A 19,540-nucleotide genomic window follows, 5' to 3' on the forward strand; every position below is an offset into this window, starting at 1 on the left:
GGGTCGCCCGGGCCCGGGCGACCCTGGCGGAGCTGCTCATGGCGGCCGAGGCGCCCCGGGACCCCGCGGAGTCCCGGGAGCCGACAGCGCTGGCGGCCGCCTGAGCGGTGAGCAGTGAGCCGCAAGCGGTGAGCGGTGAGCGGTGAGCATCGCGCGGCCCGCGCGATCAGTGAGGGGGGCGACGGCCTCTAGGCATCCACCCCCAGGTGGCGGGCGGCGAAGTCCAGTTCCAGGCGGAGCTGCTTGATGCGCTCGTCGACGACGAGGGAGCCGTGGCCCGCGTCGTAGCGGTAGACCTCGTGGACGGCGGAGCGGGCCACCAGTCTGTCGACGTAGTTGTCGATCTGGCGGATGGGGCAGCGCGGGTCGTTCACCCCGGCGGAGATGTAGACCGGGGCCTTCACCGCGTCGACGTACGTCAGCGGGGAGGACGCCGCGAAGCGTTCGGGGACCTCCTCCGGGGTGCCGCCCAGGAGGGTGCGGTCCATCGCCTTCAGCGCCTCCATCTCGTCGTGGTACGCGGTGACGTAGTCGGCGACGGGGACGGCGGCGATGCCGAGGCTCCACAGGTCCGGCTGGGTGCCGAGGCCGAGGAGGGTGAGATAGCCGCCCCAGGAGCCGCCGGTCAGGACGAGGCGGTCGGGGTCGGCGAAGCCGGTGCTCACCGCCCACTCGCGGACGGCCGCGATGTCCTCCAGCTCGATCAGGCCGACCCGGTGCTTGAGGGCGTCGGTCCAGGCCCGGCCGTAGCCGGTGGAGCCGCGGTAGTTGATGCGGATCACCGCGTACCCGTGGTCGAGCCAGGCGGCCGGGCCGGCGGCGAAGGAGTCGCTGTCGTGCCAGGTGGGGCCGCCGTGGATCTCGAAGAGCGTGGGGTACGGGCCGGACACGCCGACCGGGCGCTGCACGAGCGCGTGCACCCGGCCGCCGGGGCTGTCCACCCACACGTCCTCCACCGGCACCGAGCCCGGGCACTTCAGGCCCGGCGGGTCCAGGACGACCTCGCCCGTCGTGGACCGCACGACCGGCGGCTCGGCGGCCGACGACCACAGGTACTCCACGCTGCCGTCGGGGCGGGCCGTGGCCCCGGAGACCGTGCCCCTCGGGGTCTCGACGCGCTCCAGACGGCGCGTCGCCAGTTCGTAGCGCCACAGCTCGCTGCGGGCCTCGAAGCTGTGGACGACGAGCAGCGCGGAGCCGTCCGGATACCACTCGGCGCTCAGGTCCCCCTCCAGCTGGTCGGCGAGGCCGAGGTCGGTCTCCTCGCCGGACACCACGTCCCAGACGAGGGGTTCCCAGCGGCCCCGGCGCTGGTGCCCGATGAGCAGTCGGGTGTCACCCACGACAGGGGCGAAGCCGAGGACCTCCAGGCCCAGTTCGATCGTGCCGCCCTTGGTGTCGTCGAGCTCGGCGACCGTCGTGCCGTCCGGGCGGACCACGCGCAGCGCCGAGTGCATCGCGTCGCCGTGCTCGGTGTGCTCGACGGCGATCAGCGAGCCGTCGTGCGAGAGGTCACCCACGCCGGCCGACTCGCGGTGCCGGTAGATCTCGACGGGGGCCGAACCCCGCCGGACCAGATGGATCGTCGAGCCGTCCTCGTCGGTGGAGCGGCCGACGACCGCCGTGAGGCCGTCGCGGCCGATGGCCAGGCCCGCCGGGTACGACGCGTCCAGGCCCGGTGTCGCCTCCTCGTCGGGGCCGCCCTGGAAGGGCTGGCGGCGCCAGACGCCGAACTCGTCGCCGTCCTTGTCGTCGAACCACCAGATCCACTCGCCGTCCGGCGAGAGCACGCCGTCCGTCGTCCCGTTGGCCCGGTCCGTGGCCTGGCGCTGCTCGCCGGTCACCCGGTCCCACGCGTACAACTCGTACGTCCCCGTGGCGTTGGAGACGAACAGCGAGCGGTGCGGCGCGTCCTCCGCCCAGTCCGGCAGCGACACCCTCGGCGCCCGGAACCTCTTCTCCCAGTCGGGCATTGACCCGCTCTGCTGCTGCGGGGTGGACCCGTTGCTCTCAGTCATGGCCCCATATTGCCCCGCCCGTCGGACATTGCGTCGCCGAGGCCCCCAGCCTGTGGAAAACTTCCGCCCGGCGCCACCCCCGCGCCTGTGGACAACCGGTGAACGCGCAGGTCGAGCCCGGCTGCGGTCGGGACTACGACCGGGTGGCACAGGGCGACCGCGCAGGCGGGTCGCGACCGGGTGTCCGGGCGGCGCGGACCGATTGTCAGTGGCCGGGTGCAGACTCGCCGCATGACCTCAACGAGCGATGTGCCGACGACCTCGACGAGCGGTGTGCCGACGGTGGACACCCCGGCGGGCGTGCTGCGGGGGACCGTCGAGACGTACTGGGCCAGTGCGGAGGCCCGCGACTGGGACGCGTTCGCCGACACCCTGGCCGAGGACGTGGTCTACGAGCTGCCGCAGACGAGGGAGCGGATCCGGGGCCGGGAGCGGTATGTGCGGTTCAACCGCGACTATCCGGCGGACTGGCACGCCCGCGTCGAGCGGATCGTCGCCGAGCCGGGGCAGGTCGTCAGCTGGATACATGTGACGGTGGGACTGGAGCAGATGGACGCGGTCTCCTTCTTCACGGGGGCCACGCACGGCCGGATCACCTCCGTCACCGACTTCTGGCCCGAGCCGTACGAGCCGCCGGCGGGCCGGGAGCACCTCGTCGAGCGGTACTGAACCGCCCGGCCGCGTGGCCGACCCGGCCGACCCCGCAGCCGGGCGGGCGGTGCGGGCACCGTACGGTGGAAGGCGTGTACCGGTTCCTGCTGACGCCCCGATGGTGGGGGATCAACGTCTTCGTGCTGCTCGCCATCCCCTTCTGCGTGTTCATGGGGTCGTGGCAGCTGAGCCGGTTCGAGGACCGCATGCAGGACCACCGCACGGCGACCGAGCGCGTCGACCCCGCGGACCGGGCCCCGGCCCGCCCGCTGGACCAGCTGCTGCCGGTCGACAAGGAGACCTCCGGCGAACTGGTCACCGCGACCGGACGGTACGGCGAGCAGCTCCTGGTTCCCCACCGCGAGCTGGACGGCAAGGACGGGTTCTACGTCCTGACGCTGCTGCGCACCGACGGGGGCAAGTCGCTGCCGGTCGTACGGGGCTGGCTGCCCGGCACCGCGGACCCGGACCGGGCGCCGGCCGCGCCCACCGGCGAGGTCACCGTGACGGGCTCGCTCCAGGCGTCCGAGACGCCCGGCTCCAACGGTGTGCCCGTGCAGGGCGGTCTCCCCGCCGGCCAGACGGGGGCGATCAGCGCGGCGACGCTGGTGAACCTGGTGCCGGACGACCTGTACGACGCGTGGGTCACCCTCGACGAGGGCGACGCGGGGATGAAGGCCGTGCCGGCGACGGCGCCGCAGGACAGCGGGCTCGACCTCAAGGCGTTCCAGAACCTCGGCTACACCGGCGAGTGGTTCGTCTTCGCCGGCTTCGTCGTCTTCATGTGGTTCCGGCTGCTGCGCCGCGAGATCGAGTTCATCCGGGACGAACAGCTGGGGCTGGTCCCGGAGGGGGACGGCTCGGCGGACCCGAAGCAGGGTGCGTCGAGGGACGGCGGTGGTTCCGCGGGCGGCGGTGGTTCCGCGGACGGCCGGGAGGCGGAGGCAGGCCGTTCCGGCGAGGAGCGGGACCCCTCCCGCGAAGCGGAACCCGCCCAGTGACACCGGGCCCGCCCAGGAAGTGAAGGGCGGGCAGGGCGGGGTGACGGGCCGACTCCACCCCCACCGCGGCGGTGCGGGTGCCGCCGGGGGCGGGCCCGCACAGGGCGGCCGGTGGCGGTCAGGACGCCGTCAGGAGGCCCGTCCGGTAGACGGTGCCCGCGCAGGCGTTGCCGACGCCTGTGGAGTACGTGGCGACGCCGCCCTCCGCCGTGTGGGAGATGACGACGCTGCCGTCGGCCTCGCCGTCCTCCCTGACGAGCTGGGTGGACATCGAGCTGCCGCCGTCGGCGGTGGCCCCCGGGTCCTCCTCGGTGGGCGTCGGGTCCGGGGTCGGATCCGTACCGCCGGTGCCGCCGTCGGTGGTGCCGCCGCTCGTGGTGGGACAGGGCTCGGAGGGCACCCAGGCGAACCGCACCTCGTACGCGGCCCCCGGCTCCAGCACCACCTGGGACAGGGACAGCGACGGGTCGGGCAGCCCGGTGGCCGCGTCGCCCGAGACATGGTTCGCCACGGTGATCCTGGCGGCGTCCGCGGCACCCTGCGGTGACGTGCTCACCCCGCCCGCGCCGGCGACCGTACAGCTGGAGCCGGAGACGTTGGACACCCGGAAGCTGCCGTAGACGGCGCCGCCGGAGTCCGGGGAGCCGACGCTGGCGGCGCCGCTGAGCTGCGCGGACGTGCACAGGGCCGCGCTCGCGGTGGTGGGCGTCGCCTCGGTGCCGCCGGGCACGCCGGCGGACGATCCCTTGCCCTTGTCGCCCTTGCCCTTGTCGCTGCCCTTGCCGGTGTCCTTGGAGCCGCCGGAGGTGCCGCCCGACGAACCGCTGCCGCCGGTCTGCCCCTTGGACTGGCCCTCGCTGCCGTGGGTCGCCGAGCCATGCCCGACGACCGACGGGTTGGCGTCGGAGCCGGTGGAGTTGGAGACGTGCACGAGGGCGGGGATCGCCGTGCCGATGAACAGCGCGGCGGCCGCCATCCCGACGACGGCCTGACGCTTGCGCGCCCGCCGGGCCGGTACGGCCCGCCGCAGGTGGTCCAGGGTGCCGTCACGCGGCTCGATCTCCGAGACGGCGTGGTGCAGCAGGTTCCGCAGCATCAGCTCGTCGGAGTCGAATCCGCCGAGGCCCTTGGGACCGGCACCGTCCAGCCCCTTCGGACCCGAACCGGCCGACCCAGACCCAGACCCCGGCGCCGACTCCGACAGGCCGAAGGACAGGAGATCCGCCGCCGCCCCGGACGGCTTCGTGCCGTTGAGGCCGCGCAGATTGCCCAGGTCGTGCGGATCGTTCAGGTCGTGCGCGTCGTTCAGGTCATGCGGGTCGTGCAAGCCGTGCAGGCCCTTCGGACCGCCCGGACTCGTCGAGCCCGTCCCGCTCGGAGCCGGGTCGTCGAAGGGGGCGTCGCCCGAACCGGCGTCGGCCGAGCGCGCGTCACCCGAGCCCGCCTCGCCCGTGGCGACGTCGCCCGAAGCCACATCGCCCGTAGCCACGTCGTCCGAGCGGGTCTCGTCCGATTCCGTGCCGTCGTTGGTGTGCGTCTCCCCCGGGGTCGGGTCGTCGGCGCGCATGTCGTCCGGAGCCGGCTCGTCCGGACCGCGGCCTTCGAGACCCTGACCCTTGGTGGGGCCTTGTTCTTCGGGGCCGTGATTCACAGTTCCGTTCCCAGCGTGCGATTGCGTGTCTTCGTGCTCGGCGAGCCCGCGCCCCCCGACGCGCCGGTCCCGCCCTTGCCCTTCGGTGCGCTCGTCGTCCCGGCGGCCCCAGGAGGCCCGCCTGCGGGCGCCGAGCTCGTCGTGCCCCTCGCGCCGGTCGTGCGTGTCGTGCCCGTCGCCCCTGGCGTCGCCGCTCATGCCGACGCCTCCATGGCGACGCGCAGTGCCGCGATGCCACGGGAGCCGTACGCCTTGACCGAGCCCAGCGATATGCCGAGGGTCTCGGCGACCTGCGCCTCGGTCATGTCGGCGAAGTAGCGCAGCACGAGGACCTCGCGCTGACGGCGCTGGAGGCCCTTCATCGCCTTGATGAGGGAGTCGCGCTCCAGCTGGTCGTAGGCGCCCTCCTCCGCGCTCGCCATGTCCGGCATCGGCTTCGACAGCAGCTTCAGACCGAGGATGCGGCGGCGCAGCGCGGAACGCGAGAGGTTCACGACCGTCTGGCGCAGATAGGCGAGCGTCTTCTCCGGGTCGCGGACGCGCTTGCGCGCGGAGTGCACGCGGATGAAGGCCTCCTGCACGACGTCCTCGCAGGAGGCGGTGTCGTCGAGGAGGAGGGCCGCGAGGCCGAGGAGCGAGCGGTAGTGGGCGCGGTAGGTCTCGGTGAGATGGTCGACGGTCGTGCCGGAGGCCGGCAGTGTCGTCGTGTCCTCCGCGCCGTCGCGCTGGCTGGGGATGCGGGTGGGCCGCGCCGCGGGCATGGGCGCGATCACCGGCATGCCGCCGGGCGGACCGGGCATGCGGGGACGGCGGGGTGGACGAAGGGCGGTGCCCCTCGTCTGTACCGCGGTGAAGTCGAGTACCTCTGCCACGCCTGTTGGACCCGTATCCCCCCGTCGGGGTTGTACGCGACAGGCATCACTTTTGCGTCAGACCGAGCGCCTGTTCGTACGGCGCATATGCATGGCCGCGCGCCCCGCGCCTCGCCTTGCACGGCCGACCGAACAGCGGACAGCGCGTCGAACGCCCTCATGCGTACCAGCTCTTCCCCTATGCCCCGAGTCCGTGCGCGCCCAGCCCCGCCGAAGGGCGCTCGTTAAAGACGCTCCCCGTCCACCGCGCGGTTGCGGCGGACGGGGAGCAAAATCCTCGATCACCGGGAGGCCTGAATCAACCCGGAAATCACACGGCTGTCCGACCGGAAATCCTTCGTCCGACGAACCGCCGACTCGAAGAACTTACACGCCACCACCGACAACGCCCACGGCAGCCGACGGCGCCCACAGGCCGTGACAGCCGGTCTATCCCAACGCCGGTGGCGGCGCGAGGAATTCGGGGAACGGTGCACGCGGGGCCAAGGAACAGTGCACCCCGGGACAACAACGGATGGACGCCGGGGCCACCGGGACAGGCAACGGACGGACGCCGGGGCCATCGGGACAGGCAAGGGAGGGGCACTGCGCGACCGACCACGACCGCCCCGCAGCCGCCCACCGAGCCGAATCCCCGACCCGATGGGCGCCACAGAACCAGGTCTCCGGGTGCCCCGGCACCCACGCCCTCCGGCCGCCCCCCGCACCCGGACCCCGGCCTACCGGCTGCACGGCACCCCGGCCTATGGGCCACCTCGCCCCCGCACCCGCGAGCCACCAGCCGAATCGCCGCTCAGGCCCCACAGCTCAAGCCGCTGGACGCACCGCTACTCAAGCCCACAGCCCAAGCCGCCGGACCGCTCCTCAGACCCACACCCCAAGCCGCCGGACGCACCGCTCCCCCTTCCCCTCAAGGCCCCTCAGGCCCGCGCGCCCGCCACCAGTTCCGCGATCTGCACGGTGTTCAGGGCGGAGCCCTTGCGGAGGTTGTCGCCGCAGACGAAGAAGTCGAGGGCGGTGGGGTCGTCGAGGGCGCGGCGGACGCGGCCGACCCAGGTGGGATCCGTGCCCACGACGTCCGCGGGGGTGGGGAACTCCCCCGCCCCGGGGTCGTCGAAGAGGACCACGCCCGGCGCGGTCGCGAGGATCTCCCGTGCCTTGGCGACGGTGACCTCGCTCTCGAAGCGGGCGTGGAGCGTCAGGGAGTGCGCGGTGACGACGGGGACCCGTACGCAGGTCACGGCGACCGGCAGCGTCGGCCGCCCGAGGACCTTGCGGGTCTCGTCCCGGACCTTCATCTCCTCCGAGGACCAGCCGTCCGCGCGCGCCTCCCCGGCCCACGGCACCACGTTCAGCGCCACCGGCTCCGGGAACGGCCCGGTGTCGTCGCCGACGGCCCGCCGTACGTCACCGGGGCTGGTGCCCAGTTCCGTACCGGCGACGAGGGAGATCTGCCGACGCAGGGTGTCGACGCCGGCCCGGCCGGCGCCGCTGACCGCCTGGTACGAGGACGCCACCAGCTCGCGCAGCCCGTACTCGGCGTGCAGCGCGCCCAGGGCCACGATCATGCACAGGGTGGTGCAGCTGGGGTTGGCGACGATGCCGCGCGGCCGGACGCGCAGGGCGTGCGGGTTGACCTCGGGGACGACGAGGGGCACCTCCGGGTCCATCCGGAAGGCGCCCGAGTTGTCCACCACCACCGCGCCCTTGGCCGCCGCGATCGGCGCCCAGCGCTCCGCGATCTCGTCGGGCACGTCGAACAGCGCGACGTCGACCCCGTCGAAGACCTCCTCGGCGAGGGCCAGGACCTCGACCTCCTCCCCGCGTACGGCCAGCTTGCGGCCAGCCGAGCGGGGAGAGGCGATCAGTCGGATCTCGCCCCAGATGTCCGCGCGGTGGGACAGGATCTGGAGCATGACGGTGCCGACGGCCCCGGTCGCCCCCACGACCGCGAGCGTCGGCCTGCCGGTCCGCCCGGCGGCGACGGCCATCAACGGCCGGTGCCGCCGCCGTACGGACCGTACGAACGGACCGTCATCGGCCGGTGCCTCCGTAGACGACGGCCTCGTCACTGTCGGAGTCGAGTCCGAAGGCGGTGTGCACGGCGCGCACGGCCTCCGGGACGTCGTCGGCACGGGTCACGACGGAGATGCGGATCTCGGAGGTGGAGATCAGCTCGATGTTCACTCCCGCGTCGGACAGCGCCTCGAAGAAGGAGGCCGTGACGCCGGGGTTGGTCTTCATACCGGCGCCGACCAGGGAGATCTTGCCGATCTGGTCGTCGTAGCGCAGGGAGTCGAAGCCGATGCCGGCCTTGTTCTTCTCCAGCGCGTCGATCGCCTTGCGGCCCTCGGTCTTGGGGAGGGTGAAGGAGATGTCCGTGAGACCGGTGGTCACGGCGGAGACGTTCTGCACCACCATGTCGATGTTGATCTCGGCGTCGGCGATGGCGCGGAAGATCGCGGCGGCCTCGCCCGGCTTGTCCGGGACGCCGACGACCGTGACCTTGGCCTCGGAGGTGTCGTGCGCGACACCGGAGATGATGGCCTGCTCCACCTTCTGTTCCCCTTGCTGCTGCGTCTTTCCGACGACTGGCTCGTTGCTGACCCACGTGCCCTGCAGTCCGCTGAAGGACGAGCGGACGTGGATCGGGATGTTGTAGCGGCGGGCGTACTCGACACAGCGGTGGAGCAGCACCTTGGAGCCGGACGAGGCCAGCTCCAGCATGTCCTCGAAGGAGATCCAGTCGATCTTCCGGGCCTTCTTCACGACCCGAGGGTCGGCGGTGAAGACACCGTCGACGTCGGTGTAGATCTCACAGACCTCGGCGTCGAGCGCGGCGGCCAGCGCGACGGCGGTCGTGTCCGACCCGCCGCGGCCCAGCGTGGTGATGTCCTTCTTGTCCTGGCTGACGCCCTGGAAGCCGGCGACGATGGCGATGTTGCCCTGGTCGACGGACTGCCGGATACGGCCCGGCGTGACATCGATGATCCGGGCTTTGTTGTGGACCGAGTCGGTGATGACGCCTGCCTGGCTACCGGTGAACGACTGGGCCTCGTGACCCAGGTTTTTGATCGCCATGGCCAGCAGGGCCATGGAGATACGCTCTCCGGCGGTCAGCAGCATGTCGAACTCACGTCCGGCAGGCATCGGAGACACCTGCTCGGCGAGATCGATCAGCTCGTCCGTCGTGTCGCCCATCGCGGAGACCACGACAACCACCTGGTTGCCGTTCTTCTTGGCTTCCACGATCCGCTTGGCGACGCGCTTGATGCCCTCGGCATCGGCTACGGAGGAGCCTCCGTACTTCTGCACGACAAGGCCCACGTGCGCTCCTCGCTCGGTTTCGTCCCTTATCCGCACATACACAGGTACTGCGGTCGGCTCAGTCTATCGAGCGGCCGAATCCCGCCTCCGGGCTCCCGCATGGTGAGATGTCCCGCTCACCCTTCGATCACCTCGGATTCCTGCGGGCCGCCGCCGGATTTCACCCCGGCTTCTTCGCCGGGAGACCGTCGGTGGCCAGGCCGCTCCGGGGTGGTCCCTGCCCGCCCGGGGCACGCCGCAGTCATAAAGTGGGCGAGGTCACTCGGGGGGCGCAGTCCCCTCGCGAACCGCCCGCCGCGCGTCCTCCAGGTTGTCCCGCACCTTCCGGCAGTGGGGGTGGTCCGCGCCGAGGGAGCGTTCGTACGCCGCCAGGGCCCGCTCGTACACGGTGACGGCCTCGGCTGCCCGGCCGGCCCGGAGGAGCGCCCCGCCGAGGTTGTTCAACGACAGCGACGTCTGCGGGTGGTCCGGGCCGAGGAGGCGCTCGCGGTCGGCGACGTTGCGCCGCAGCAGGTCGATGGCCTGTTCGAGGTCCCCGGAGTACTGGTAGGCCCCGGCCAGGTTGTTGCGGGCGTTCAGCGTCGCCGGATGGTCCTCGCCGTGACGGCGTACACAGTCCGTGAGGTACTCCTCCATCACGGGCACCGCCAGCGCCCCCTCCCCGGCGGTGATCAGGTCGTTCAGCAGGTTGCCGCGGGCACGGAAGGTGCGGGGGTCGTCGCGGCCGACCGTGGTGCGCAGGATCTCCACCGCCCGGGCGTGCAGCTCGCTCGCCGTGTCCAGGTCGTCGGCCGCGTAGTGCACCGACCCCAGATTGCCGAGGAGCACCGCGTACTCGGGGGTGTTCGCGCCCAGCACCCGCTCGCCGACCTCGCGGACCCACCGCATCAGATCGAGGGAAGGGCCGGTGTCGCCGGCCTCGGCGTACGCCAGGGCCAGGTTGCTCGCCACCACGAGCGCGCTGTGGTGCTCGGGCCCCAGGAACCGCACGGCGACACCGTGGGCGCGCTCCAGCAGGCGGACGGCTTCCCGGACGTCCTTCTGCCCGAAGAGGAACATCCCCGCCTCGTTCGCCATCCGGCCGAGTTCGTCGGTGTCGTCCTCCGGGGGCACATGGCCGATCACCGCCTGGACGTGGGGCAGCAGCGCGCGCCAGACGGGCAGGGCACCGACGTCCTCGTGGTCGGCGGGGAGCGCGGCGTGCAGCAGACGGATCGCCTGGTTCCGGGTGAGGGCGATGAACTCGGCCTCGGCCTGTTCCGTCCCGGTGGGCGTGCGGACGACGGCCTGCACCAGCCGGTGGACGGAGACGGTGTCGCCGTGCAGCGAGATCATGCTGTGCGCGGCGAGCCGCCCGAGGCCCCTGGCAAGGACCAGCGGCTGCGCCGATGCCTCCAGCATGCCGCGCGGGATCGCGTCCGGCGCGTACCAGGCGAGCACCGACAGCAGCACGACCGCCGTGAGGTCGCCCTCCTCCAACCGGTCGAGCGTCACACGCCAGACCCGGGCCACGGTCCGCTGCGGGTCCCCGCCCTCGGCGGACACCGCGAACATGTCCGCCGGGTACGCGGCGAGCAGGTCCAGGTACCGCTCGGCCGTGGTGGCCGACTCGCGGCAGAAGGCCGCCGCCTGCTCCACGGCGAGGGGAAGGTTGCCCAGTTCGGCGACGAGTTCGGGTACGCGCGCGCCGCCCGCCGGACAGACACGCTCGAACAGTTCGACCGCGTGCGCCGCGTCGAGGACGTCGACGTCCACGCCGGTGGCCGCCCCGTGCCAGCCGGTCGCCCGGCGGCTGGTGATGAGGAAGCGGCCGTTCGGCGCCCGTTCCAGGAGGGCCTCGACGTCGGCCGGCTCGCTCACGTTGTCGAGGACGAGCAGCCATCCGTCATGGGTGGCCAGCCATCGCAGGGCCCGCTCCCGCAGGACGTGCGGCGGCAGGGCGTCGGCCAGTGCGGGTTCCATGGCCATGGCGAGTTCGGTCAGGCCGGTGTCGATCGCGGCGGGGCTGTCGGCGGTGATCCACCACACCGGGTTGGCGTCGGCCGCGTTCCTCCGCACCCACTGGGCGACCAGGGTGGACTTGCCGATGCCGCCGAGTCCGTGGACGGCGACCACGGCCGGGCGTCCGGGCGCGCCGACCGCCTCGTCCAGCAGCCCCAGTTCCCGCTCCCGGCCCACGAACAGCCCTGTCCGGGACGGCACTCGGACCAACCGCTCGATCACCTCCCCGACCGGTGCGAACGCTTCGGCGGGCAGGACGGTCGCCTGCTCGATCTGCACGTCGATCTGGGTGGCGCCGTCGCCCGTGGCCACATTGCGCGCGCTCCCGCCGAGCCCGACGGCCCGCTCCCCCGACGCCTCCACCATGAGCGCACCCCTCCCTGTCGGTGCCCGCCCCGCCGGAACCGGGGGCTCGCCGACCGACCGTCTTAAAGTTCAACGATTATGGTTCGCCTGTGCGCGTACTTCTGGTGGAAGACGACGAGCCGGTGGCCGAGTCGCTCCGGCGTGGCTTGCAGCGATACGGCTTCGAGGTGGAGTGGGTGTCCACGGGCGGGGCGGCGCTGACGTACGACGGCCCGTACGACGTGGTGCTCCTCGATCTGGGGCTGCCCGACACCGACGGGCTGGACGTCTGCAAGGCGCTGCGGGCCCGCAGTGCCGTGCCGATCATCGTGATCAGCGCCCGCAGCGACGAGACGGACCGGGTGGTGGGACTCGAACTCGGCGCCGACGACTATGTCTCCAAGCCGTTCGGGGTGCGCGAGGTCATCGCCCGGATAAGGGCGGTGATGCGCCGGGTGCAGCCGCGCCCCGCGGACGCGCCCCCGGCCGGGCCCGACCGGTACGGCTCCCGGCTCACCATCGACCGCAAGGCCGCGCGGGTGCACCTGGACGGCGCGGAGGTGGGGCTGGCCCCCAAGGAGTACGACCTGCTGGCGTTCCTCACCGAGGAGCCGGGCGCGCTGATGTCGCGCGAGCAGATCATGGAGGCCGTCTGGGACGCGAACTGGTTCGGCCCGACGAAGACGCTCGACGTGCATGTGGCGGCACTGCGACGCAAGCTCGCGGGGGCGATCACCATCGAGGCGGTGCGCGGGGTGGGCTTCCGGCTCATCGTGAACGGCACCGACGAGAACACCGGTGCCTCCGGCGGCGCGGGTGGAAGCAACGGCACCCCCGGCGGCACGGGCGGGAGCATCGCCACGTCCGGGACCGCGAGCGGAAGCGACGGCGTCTCGGGGAGCGCGAGCGGGGGCAGCGGGACGCTCGGCGGCGCGAGCGGGAGCAGCGGCGCGTCATGATCCGCCAGCTCATCCGCAGCTATGTGCTCCTCGTGGCGGTGGCGATCGCCCTGTTCACGGTGCCGGTGGCGTTCACGCTCACCAACCAGTTGCGGGGCGACACCAGGGAGTCCATCACCCGCGAGGCCAGGACGATGGCCCGGCTCCTCGGCGCCGGTGACGTCGCCTCCTGCGAGGCACTGGCGAAGATGGCCGGGGCCTACCCGAAGAAGGAGAAGGTCGAGGTCTCGGCCACGGACCGGTGCGTACGGGAGACGCTGCGGCGGCCCACACCGGACGCGGCGCTGACCCGGGCCCTGGAGCGGGGCGAGGAGACCGTCGACTGGGGCTCCGACTTCATCTGGGGCAAGAACCTGGTGGTCACCGTGCCCGCCTTCGCCCGTCCCGCGGACGGCGACGCGACGGACGGGACGCGGGCGGCGGGGAAGAAGCAGACAGCCGATGTCGTCGGCGCCGTCCGGATCAAGTTCTCCACCGACCACCTCACCGACCGGCTCTGGCAGATCTGGGGTTTCCGGGCGGGCCTGGCCGTACTCGTCCTGCTGGCCGCCGCGGGCATCGGCGTGTTCGCCGCGCGGCGGCTGACCGCCCCCCTGCGCCAGCTCAACGAGATGGCGAGCAAGATGAGCGACGGCGACCTGAAGGCGCGTTCCGCGATCACCGGCCCGCAGGAGACACAGACCCTCGCGCGCACCCTCAACCAGGCGAGCGAGCGCCTCGACACGCTCATCGCCTCGCAGCGCATCTTCGTGGCCGACGCCTCCCATCAACTCCGCACCCCCCTGACGGCATTGCGCCTGTCGCTGGACAACATCGCGGACGGCGTGGACGACGAGTTCGTACGGGAGGACGTGGAGCAGGCGACCGCCGAGGTGGTCCGGATGAGCCGGCTGGTCAGCGGGCTGCTGGTGCTGGCCCGCGCCGAGGCGAAGGTGACGGCGGCGGAACCGCTGTCCCTGCGGGACGTCATCCAGGAGCGCCTGGATGTGTGGAGACCGGCCGCCGACGAGCGCGGAGTCACCATCACGCTCAGGGGGAGTGCCGACGGCCGGCCGCTCGTGCTGGCCAGTCCCGGTCATCTGGACCAGGTCCTGGACAACGTGCTGTCGAACGCCCTGGAGGTCTCACCCGACGGTGCGACCATCACCGTGCGGGTGGAGGGCCGGGGCGACGAGGTGGTGCTGTCGGTGCTGGACGAGGGGCCCGGTATGTCGGACGCCGAGAAGTCCCGTGCCTTCGACCGCTTCTGGCGCGGTCAGGGCCTCACCGGCAAGTCCGGTTCGGGCCTCGGTCTCGCCGTCGTCAAGCAACTCGTCACCGACGACGGCGGAACCGTGATCCTCAAGGACGCGCCCGGCGGCGGCCTGTGCGTCGCCCTCACCCTGCGGGCGGCGCGACACGGAGGCGGCTGAACCGAAGGGCGGCAAACCACAGGGCGGTAGAACCGGAGGCGGCCGGGCCAGAGGGAGGCTGAACCGGAGGCGGCCGGGCCAGAGGGTGGCTGAGCCGGGGGGTGTGGCTCAGCCACCGGTACGGGTGCCGGTGATCAGCCCTCGGGCATCGCCGACGAGTGGTGGTTCACGATCTTCCAGACGCCGTTGCGCTTCTCGTACTCGTACGTGTAGCGGGCCTTGACCACGCGCTTGTCGCCGGTCTTCGGGTCGGTGAGCGTGAACTGGTAGACACCGGCGTCGATCGCGGAGTTGCCGTCCAGGACGTTGATGATCGTCTGGACCTTCTTGCCCTTGGGCTTGTTCTCCAGGAAGTGGTGGAAGTAGTCGACGATTCCGGCGCGGTCCGTGCGGACCTTGTTGGAGACGGTCGGCAGCAGAACCGCGTCCTTCGCGTAGCGGTCGGCCACCTTCTTCGGGTCCCCGGTCTGCAGCGACTTGTTCCAGCCGTCGAAGAGCGCCGCGATCTCCATCTTGGAGGACTTCTTCGGGGCGGACTCGCCACCGGCCATGCTGACGCCGGCGGTCACCGTGCCGACGGTGACGAGAGCGGTGGCGGTGACGATGGCGGCGCGTATGCGGTTCTTGCGGGTCATCGTTAACTCCTGTGCGAATGTGGGGTTCTCCTGCCTCCGCCTCGTGTGCGGTGGAAGTGACTCCAGATTCGCGTGGAGCCGGTTAGGGTCCGTGCAACGGAGATACAGCGGTGGGACAGGGATCGTACAAAGCACGCACCGCGACGCCCCGGTCACCCTCGGTACGGGGTCCGGACGTCTGAAAGCCCTTGTGCCGCACTGGAGTTGCCGCTCGTCGCAGTGACGGCGGCGTTCACCGGGGTAAGCAGACAGCCATGAGCGAAGTGCTGCTGACTGAGACTTTCCGGAGTACGTCGGGGGACGTGCGGTGGGGCAGGGTCGGGGAGGACGGGCAGGACCCGGTCGTGCTCTGTCACGGCACCCCCTTCTCCTCCTACGTCTGGCGCGGCATCGCCCAGGCGCTGGCGGGCACCGGCCGTTACCAGGTGTTCGTGTGGGACATGCCCGGGTACGGGGAGTCGGACATGCACACCGGTCAGGACGTCTCCCTGGCCGCCCAGGGACGTGTCCTCGCCGAGCTGCTGACGCGGTGGGAGCTTCGCGAACCCTCGGTGGTCGCCCATGACTTCGGCGGGGCGGTCTCCCTGCGGGCCCATCTGCTGCACGGGGCCCGCTACCGCGCGCTGGCCCTCGTCGACCCCGTGGCGCTCGCGCCGTGGGGTTCCCCCTCTTTCCGGCTGCTCGGCCGGCACGCCGACGTCTTCGAACAGCTGCCTTCCGCGCTGCACCGGGCCCTCGTGCGGGAGTACGTGAGTTCCGTCGGCGGCCCCGGACTGCACCCGGCGGTCATCGACCGGCTCGTCGAACCGTGGCTCGGCGAACACGGGCAGCCCGCCTTCTACCGGCAGATCGCCCAGGCGGACCAGGCCCACACCGACGAGATCCAGGACCGGTACGGGGAGATCGACATCCCGGTGCTGGTGTGCTGGGGCGAGGACGACGGCTGGATCCCCCTGGCGAAGGGGCGCGAGCTGGCCGCCCGCATCCCGGGTGCGCGCTTCGAGCCGATCACGAGCGCGGGACACCTCGTCCAGGAGGACAACCCCGCCGAACTCACCGCCGTACTGATGGACTTCCTGCGGGAGCACGCGGCTTGAGGGGCTTCCTGCGGGAGCGCTCGGCCTGATGGGCTCCCTGCAGGAGCGCTCGGCCTGGAGGCTGTCGTCGAACTCCCCGCCCGTTCCGCGACCCCCGACGGGCCCAGGCGGGACTTCGACGACACCCCTAGAGCGTCCCCAGCGCCGGTGCGAAGGCGATGAGGAGCGGGAGGAGGGCGAGGAGCGCGGCGGCGGTCGTGGTCGCCGCGCGTCGGGTCCGGTCCAGGCGGGGCGGCGGCGACAGGAGCCGCTCGACGCGGTCGCCGAGCAGCCGACGGGTGCTGGCGCAGCTCAACACGCCCCGGTGCTGGTTCAGTTCGATCAGCGCGAGCGCGGTGGTGAGGTGGCCGCAGCGGCGGGACGCCGTGTCGTCGGCGGCGAGTTCCACGAGACGGTGGGTCTGGTCGGCGAAGTGCGCGAAGAGCGGGACGCGCGGGAAGCCGGTCGCGAGGGCCGTGGAGAGGTGGAGCAGCCAGTCGTGGCGGGCGCGGGCGTGGCCGAGTTCATGGGCGAGCACGGCGTCCAGCTGACGGTCGGTGAGCTTGCCCAACGCGCCGGTGGTGAAGACCAGTTGGGGAGGGGCGCCGGGCATCAGCCAGGCGTCCGGGTACTCGTCCTCCAGCACCAGCAGGGGACCCTGCGCGTCGGGCAGGCCGGCCGGCAGGTCGGGGGCGCGCTCACGCAGATGGGCGCGGCGCAGGAGGCGGCGGCGCCGGGCCTCGACGACCTCCCGGGCGAGCATTGCCCCGCTCCACGCGGCCCCGCAGGCCAGCAGCAGCGTCAGGACGGCCGTCCAGGGCGGCGCGGCCGTGAGGTCGTACGCGGCGGTCACGGCCGGCGGCGCGGGCGCGAAGGCATGCGTCCTGACCGTCTCGAACCCGGCCGCCGCGCCCAGCACCAGCGCCGCGAGGCAACTGAGCAGCGCCGCCGCGACGAGGCACTGCCACGCCCACAGCGCGACCACGGGTTCCCGCTCCGGCCACCCGGCCCGGAGCAGCGCACGGGGGCCCAGCACGGCGGCCGTCAGAGCCACGGCGATGAGAAGGAGCAGGAGGACGGTCACGTCGGTGACTCCGGTTCCTTGGCGGGGAGGGCGAGGCATCGGTACGGCTTGCAAGGCCGGTGGACACGCTACCGGGAAGGGAACGGTTGCGATCCGCTGAAGCGAGCCGTAATCGAGAACGTCCGCCTGCGACGCAACAACCTCCGACGGCCGTCAGCCCGCTGGCGGTCCGCCCCCTTCGACCCTCGGGTTCTCCGCCCGACGGCCTGTCGGCTCTCAGTCCGTGCGCAGGGGCAAGAGCGTCCTCAGCATCTGCGTCATCGCCTCGCGCAAGGACGCCGGTAACCGGGTGTCCCCGACCGCTTCCTCCCAGTCCGCGCGCAACGGATCGAGTACCGCGCGGGCGCGGTCGGTCTCACCGTACGTCACCAGCGTTGTCAGCTGCTCAGCTCGGGCGTACAGCGTCGACACATGCCGTTCGCCGTGGCTCCCGGCCAGTTCGTCGGCGAAGTCGACCGTTGTGCGCACAGCCCGCTCGTGGTCTCCGGTGATGGCGTGAAGGTTCATGAGGTTGGACGTGAGCAGCAGTGCGGCGTCACTCGCGATGTCCACCCGGGAGCGCAACAGTTCTACCTGGGAAATGGCACGCGGAGCGTATCGACGGGGAAAGATCTGGCCCAGATGCATCGCGGTCTCGGCCAGCATGATCCCGATCCGCACGGTGACGTCGTGGTCGGGGCCCAGCGCCCGTTCGGCCTTGCGCAGCGAACGGTCCAGTATGCCCAGCGCGGACAAGATGTTGCCCTTCTTCAGCACCGGTCCGGCCAGTCGCGCGTACGCCATGATCCGTGCCGGGTGTTTGCGTCCGAACCTCCAGTACGCCGTACGCATGTTTTCCATCAGAAGCAGTTGAGCCTGTACCCATGCGCCTTCCTCGAGGTACTCCTCAGCCACGTTCTCCCTGGCCAGCATGGTCGTCGTATGGCCGCGTCCGCAGACCCGCTGGGCGACTCCCAGCGCACGCCACAGCGCGTCGACGCCTCCTTCCTCGTGGAAGACGCAACGCCACCGTACGACCGTGACGAACAGCAGCACGCTCTGTTCCGTATCGGGTTCGCCATGCCCCAGGAACGCCTCCGCATGGGAGTACCAGCGCGTCTGCATGGCTCGCGCGCTGTCCTCCGTCGGTCCCGTCGGTCCGTTCAGCAACGTCGCCGCCGATTCGCGCGCAGCGGCCACGGACTCCGGCAGCCGGTGAGGGTCCCCCGGGTCAGCGGCGCGGGCGACCGCCTGGACGAGCCGGTGGACGGAGATCTCGTCCCCGTGCAGCGTGATCATGCTGTGGGCGGCCAGCCTGCGAAGCGCCTCCGTCACCTCGGGCGGGCTGCCGAGCGGATCCAGATACGACCGGTGGATGCCGTCGGGTGCCCACCATGCGATCACCCGGAGGATCTCCCCGGCCAGCGGGGTGTCCACCAGCCGGTCCAGCGTCACGCGCCAGACGCGGGCGACGGCGTGTCCGCCTTCGGGCGCCTGGGCCAGCAACTGTTCCGGATACTCGTCCAGTTGCCGCCGATACCGCGCGGGCGTGATCGCCGCCTCCCGGCAGTACGCCGCTGCCTGTCCGACTGCCAGCGGGAGGCATCCGAGGTCACGGCAGAGTTCGCCGATGTCGTCGAGATCCGCGCCGTCGTCGTCCGTGCGGCCGGCCGGTCGGCCGTGGACAGCGGCGAAGAGTTCCACCGCCTTCGGCAGGGAGAGAACGTCCAGAGGCAGTGTCTCCGCGATTCCCCGCCAGCCTTGCGCTCGCCGGGTCGTGACCAGGAAATGTCCTCGCGTGGCCCTCCCGAGCAGCGCCCTCACATCGGCCGGGTCGGCGACGTTGTCCAGGATCAGCAGCCAGCCGTCATGCGTGCACAGCCACTGCACGGCGAGATCGCGGAGCGCTCTGCGGGACAGTTGGTCGCGCAGGGCCGGCCGGAAGGCGACCGCGAGATCGGCGAGGCCGGCGTCCAGATCAGCAGGGGTCTCCGCGCTGATCCACCAGACCGGGTTGTAGGTGTCCGTGCGACCGGCGGCCCAGTGCGCGGCCAGCGTGGACTTGCCGATGCCGCCCAGGCCATGCACGGCGTGGACCACGACACGATCGGTGCCCTCGAACGCCACGTCCAAGGCGTCGAGTTCGGAATCGCGGCCCACGAACACGTCCGGTGTGTCCGGCAGGTTGACCAGCGGCGTCGTACACGCGGGAAGCTCGTACGTCTCGGCGGGCAGCTGGGCCGTCATCCGTTCGACGCGCAAGAAGGTGTCCCCGGTGACCACCATGCCGATCGACCCTCCGGCCGCGACGGCCCGCTCCCCCGACGCCTCGATGTCCATCAGCTCCCCGTCGACGCCGAGCCGATGTCGCCGCCCGCCGCGATGGAGCTCGGTCCCGAGGCCACCACACTGCCGCCGGGACCGGGCGCGCCGGAGGGCGGCGGGGTGGGCTGGGTCTGGGGCGGGGCGGCGGGGGGTGTCGAGCCGCCCGTCGAAGCGGTACCGATATTGCCACCCGCGGCGATCGCG

14 protein-coding genes and 1 pseudogene are annotated in these 19,540 nt (G+C 72.0%); 5 read left to right on the forward strand and 10 right to left on the reverse strand.

What is annotated here, in order from left to right:
• Positions 1–188: 188 nt before the first annotated feature.
• Complete coding sequence (locus AOK23_RS00820) at positions 189–2,018, reverse strand: S9 family peptidase (protein ID WP_079049196.1); 1,830 nt, start codon at positions 2,016–2,018, stop codon at positions 189–191.
• Between the two features lie 231 nt (positions 2,019–2,249).
• Here AOK23_RS00820 and AOK23_RS00825 point away from each other — a divergent pair, with 231 nt between their 5' ends.
• Both AOK23_RS00825 and AOK23_RS00830 read left to right on the forward strand, forming a co-directional pair.
• Positions 2,250–2,687: a nuclear transport factor 2 family protein gene (locus AOK23_RS00825; protein WP_055710810.1), complete on the forward strand. Its 438-nt coding sequence runs from the start codon at positions 2,250–2,252 to the stop codon at positions 2,685–2,687.
• Positions 2,688–2,761: 74 nt separating this feature from the next.
• A complete protein-coding gene (locus AOK23_RS00830) occupies positions 2,762–3,670 on the forward strand; it encodes an SURF1 family protein (RefSeq protein WP_206336091.1) in 909 nt (302 codons plus the stop codon).
• 118 nt (positions 3,671–3,788) lie between these two features.
• Here the strand turns inward: AOK23_RS00830 and AOK23_RS49195 are convergent, their stop codons facing one another.
• From AOK23_RS49195 to AOK23_RS00855, 5 genes are all read right to left on the reverse strand, one after another.
• The gene (locus tag AOK23_RS49195; protein ID WP_240496195.1) at positions 3,789–5,519 is read right to left on the reverse strand and encodes a hypothetical protein; all 1,731 of its coding nucleotides are present in this window, start codon (positions 5,517–5,519) and stop codon (positions 3,789–3,791) included.
• Positions 5,516–6,121 carry a SigE family RNA polymerase sigma factor gene (locus tag AOK23_RS00840; RefSeq protein ID WP_099966939.1) on the reverse strand — a complete coding sequence of 202 codons (606 nt, stop codon included), beginning with the start codon at positions 6,119–6,121 and terminating at the stop codon, positions 5,516–5,518. Before AOK23_RS00840 ends, AOK23_RS49195 begins: the two co-directional genes overlap by 4 nt.
• Positions 6,122–7,113: 992 nt before the next feature.
• Positions 7,114–8,184 carry an aspartate-semialdehyde dehydrogenase gene (locus tag AOK23_RS00845; protein WP_055710811.1) on the reverse strand — a complete coding sequence of 357 codons (1,071 nt, stop codon included), beginning with the start codon at positions 8,182–8,184 and terminating at the stop codon, positions 7,114–7,116.
• Positions 8,185–8,227: 43 nt separating this feature from the next.
• Complete coding sequence (locus tag AOK23_RS00850; RefSeq protein ID WP_055536890.1) at positions 8,228–9,520, reverse strand: aspartate kinase; 1,293 nt, start codon at positions 9,518–9,520, stop codon at positions 8,228–8,230.
• 258 nt (positions 9,521–9,778) lie between these two features.
• Positions 9,779–11,887, reverse strand: a complete 2,109-nt coding sequence (locus AOK23_RS00855) for a tetratricopeptide repeat protein (protein ID WP_055710812.1) — start codon at positions 11,885–11,887, stop codon at positions 9,779–9,781.
• 89 nt (positions 11,888–11,976) lie between these two features.
• Between AOK23_RS00855 and AOK23_RS00860 the strand changes: the two genes are divergently transcribed.
• Together AOK23_RS00860 and AOK23_RS00865 are read left to right on the forward strand one after the other, a co-directional pair.
• Complete coding sequence (locus AOK23_RS00860; protein WP_055710813.1) at positions 11,977–12,825, forward strand: response regulator transcription factor; 849 nt, start codon at positions 11,977–11,979, stop codon at positions 12,823–12,825.
• Positions 12,822–14,237, forward strand: a complete 1,416-nt coding sequence (locus AOK23_RS00865) for a HAMP domain-containing sensor histidine kinase (protein ID WP_055710814.1) — start codon at positions 12,822–12,824, stop codon at positions 14,235–14,237. The genes AOK23_RS00860 and AOK23_RS00865 overlap by 4 nt, the downstream gene beginning before the upstream one ends.
• Before the next feature lie 134 nt (positions 14,238–14,371).
• Here AOK23_RS00865 and AOK23_RS00870 read toward each other — a convergent pair whose 3' ends face one another.
• Positions 14,372–14,872 carry an SgcJ/EcaC family oxidoreductase gene (locus AOK23_RS00870; RefSeq protein WP_055710815.1) on the reverse strand — a complete coding sequence of 167 codons (501 nt, stop codon included), beginning with the start codon at positions 14,870–14,872 and terminating at the stop codon, positions 14,372–14,374.
• A 254-nt stretch (positions 14,873–15,126) separates the two neighbouring features.
• Between AOK23_RS00870 and AOK23_RS00875 the strand changes: the two genes are divergently transcribed.
• Entirely contained in the window at positions 15,127–15,969 is an 843-nt protein-coding gene (locus AOK23_RS00875; protein ID WP_055710816.1) for an alpha/beta fold hydrolase, read from the forward strand.
• A gap of 127 nt (positions 15,970–16,096) precedes the next feature.
• On the opposite strand, the gene AOK23_RS00880 is transcribed toward AOK23_RS00875, so the two are convergent.
• The 3 genes and pseudogenes from AOK23_RS00880 to AOK23_RS48740 form a co-directional block, all read right to left on the reverse strand.
• Positions 16,097–17,032: a M56 family metallopeptidase gene (locus AOK23_RS00880; RefSeq protein ID WP_055710817.1), complete on the reverse strand. Its 936-nt coding sequence runs from the start codon at positions 17,030–17,032 to the stop codon at positions 16,097–16,099.
• Positions 17,033–17,248: 216 nt separating this feature from the next.
• Positions 17,249–19,351, reverse strand: a complete 2,103-nt coding sequence (locus AOK23_RS00885) for an ATP-binding protein (protein ID WP_055710818.1) — start codon at positions 19,349–19,351, stop codon at positions 17,249–17,251.
• A pseudogene (locus AOK23_RS48740) lies at positions 19,351–19,540 on the reverse strand (hypothetical protein); the annotation flags it as partial. The gene AOK23_RS00885 and the pseudogene AOK23_RS48740, both read right to left, overlap by 1 nt.

The sequence above is a fragment of the Streptomyces torulosus genome, assembly GCF_001419765.1.
Taxonomy (GTDB): Bacteria; Actinomycetota; Actinomycetes; order Streptomycetales; family Streptomycetaceae; genus Streptomyces; species Streptomyces torulosus.

Coding starts and splice junctions, on each gene's coding strand:
- AOK23_RS00820 (WP_079049196.1), bottom strand. CDS start 2,018: ATGACTGAGAGCAACGGGTCCACCCCGCAGCAGCAGAGCGGGTCAATG.
- AOK23_RS00825 (WP_055710810.1), top strand. CDS start 2,250: ATGACCTCAACGAGCGATGTGCCGACGACCTCGACGAGCGGTGTGCCG.
- AOK23_RS49195 (WP_240496195.1), bottom strand. CDS start 5,519: ATGAGCGGCGACGCCAGGGGCGACGGGCACGACACGCACGACCGGCGC.
- AOK23_RS00840 (WP_099966939.1), bottom strand. CDS start 6,121: ATGCCCGGTCCGCCCGGCGGCATGCCGGTGATCGCGCCCATGCCCGCG.
- AOK23_RS00845 (WP_055710811.1), bottom strand. CDS start 8,184: ATGGCCGTCGCCGCCGGGCGGACCGGCAGGCCGACGCTCGCGGTCGTG.
- AOK23_RS00855 (WP_055710812.1), bottom strand. CDS start 11,887: ATGGTGGAGGCGTCGGGGGAGCGGGCCGTCGGGCTCGGCGGGAGCGCG.
- AOK23_RS00865 (WP_055710814.1), top strand. CDS start 12,822: ATGATCCGCCAGCTCATCCGCAGCTATGTGCTCCTCGTGGCGGTGGCG.
- AOK23_RS00870 (WP_055710815.1), bottom strand. CDS start 14,872: ATGACCCGCAAGAACCGCATACGCGCCGCCATCGTCACCGCCACCGCT.
- AOK23_RS00875 (WP_055710816.1), top strand. CDS start 15,127: ATGAGCGAAGTGCTGCTGACTGAGACTTTCCGGAGTACGTCGGGGGAC.
- AOK23_RS00885 (WP_055710818.1), bottom strand. CDS start 19,351: ATGGACATCGAGGCGTCGGGGGAGCGGGCCGTCGCGGCCGGAGGGTCG.